Here is a 1,476-nt window from a genome sequence, read left to right as displayed (position 1 = left end):
GTGCTTGTCGGGGGTGGGCCAGGCGCTTCCGCATTTCTAGATACATATGCCAAGGGCAACGAGAGCTACTAACAATTGGGGGCAGGACATAGATGAAAAAGAAACTTGTAGTATTAAATACGACACTTATGCTTGGGCTTGGCGCTATTGCCATTCCTTCAGTTGATGCAGCATCCTTAAATAGTCAAAAAGCAGAAATTCAAAAACAGAGATCTGATGTTCAATCGAGTCTTTCAAAGGCAGAACAGGAATTAACGGCTGTTCTCGAAGAACGTGCTATCTTAAATGCACAAATTAAAAGGGTCATTCAAGCCATTACAGATAATAATAATTTAATAAATAAAACAGAAAAAGATATTATTAGTACGAAGGAACAAGTAGAACAATTAAAAACAGAAATAGCTGAAATCCAAGAAAGAATTGATAAAAGAAATAATATTTTAAAGGAGCGTGCTGTTTCCTATCAAGAAAACGGCAATAGTAAAATCGGATATGTTGAAGTTTTGCTTGGTTCTACTAGCTTTGGTGACTTCATTGAAAGAGTAGGAGCGGTAACAAAGATCGTTCAGGCAGACCAAGATATTATTGCTCAACATGATGCGGATAAGAAAGCTGTAGAAGAAAAGAAATCAGCTGTTGAGAAAAAACTTTCTGATTTGCAAAATATGAAAGTAGAGCTTGAAGGAATGCAGGCTCAAATGGAAGAACAAAAGCAGCAAAATGCACAATTAGAAAAAGAATTGCAAGCAAAAGAAAATGAAGTTGCTGCTATTCAAGCTAACTTAAAAATTCAAGATAGTGTGCTTGCTTCAAAACAAGCAGAAATTCAGGCTAAACTGGAAGCTAGCAAGTACACAACTGCAAAACCGAAAGCTCCACAATATAATTTAAACTTAGCAAGCGGATCAAACGATGATGCGAAGGAAGCTTCAGCAAATGTAGCACCAAGTGCTCCAGTCAAAGAAGCCCCTGCTGCTAAGAATGAAGCCCCTGTTGCTAAAGGTGATGTCAATACGGTAATCAAAGCTGGATATAAGTATTTAGGGAACTCTGTTTATGTTTTTGGCGGCGGTAGATCTGCTTCTGATATTGCTAACGGGAGATTTGATTGTTCTGGTTTCGTTTCATGGGCTTATTCTCAAGTAGGCGTTAAATTACCGGCATATACAGAGTCATTAAAGAGTGTGGGCAAGCAAGTTTCCTCTAGTCAGATGAGACCTGGGGATCTCGTGTTCTTTGATACTTATAAGAAAGATGGGCATGTAGGAATTTATGTTGGCGGCGGTAAATTTATTGGCTCTCAAAGCTCTACAGGAGTAGCTATTGCCAATATGAGCAGCGGCTATTGGAAGAGCAAATTTAATGGTCGCGTAATTCGAATTTTATAATAATAAAACCTGACTGCATGATTAAAGCAGTCAGGTTTTTTAATAAGGTTCACATTTTGATAATTCGATTAATTCCAAATATTTATTG

Annotated in this window: 1 protein-coding gene; it reads left to right on the top strand. The window is 37.7% G+C overall.

The features are described from left to right. Nucleotides 1–92 precede the first annotated feature (92 nt). Nucleotides 93–1,388 (top strand): C40 family peptidase, encoded by a 1,296-nt coding sequence (locus tag V7149_RS06795; protein ID WP_335344890.1) that lies wholly within the window; start codon nucleotides 93–95, stop codon nucleotides 1,386–1,388. Nucleotides 1,389–1,476: the final 88 nt, after the last annotated feature.

It is taken from the genome of Bacillus sp. JJ1503, from assembly GCF_036965125.1.
GTDB lineage: Bacteria > Bacillota > Bacilli > Bacillales > Cytobacillaceae > Cytobacillus.
This window is presented reverse-complemented; position numbering and strand designations above follow the sequence as displayed.

What these genes read in the sequence shown, in the direction of transcription:
- V7149_RS06795 (WP_335344890.1), top strand. Translation starts at nt 93, where the DNA reads ATGAAAAAGAAACTTGTAGTATTAAATACGACACTTATGCTTGGGCTT.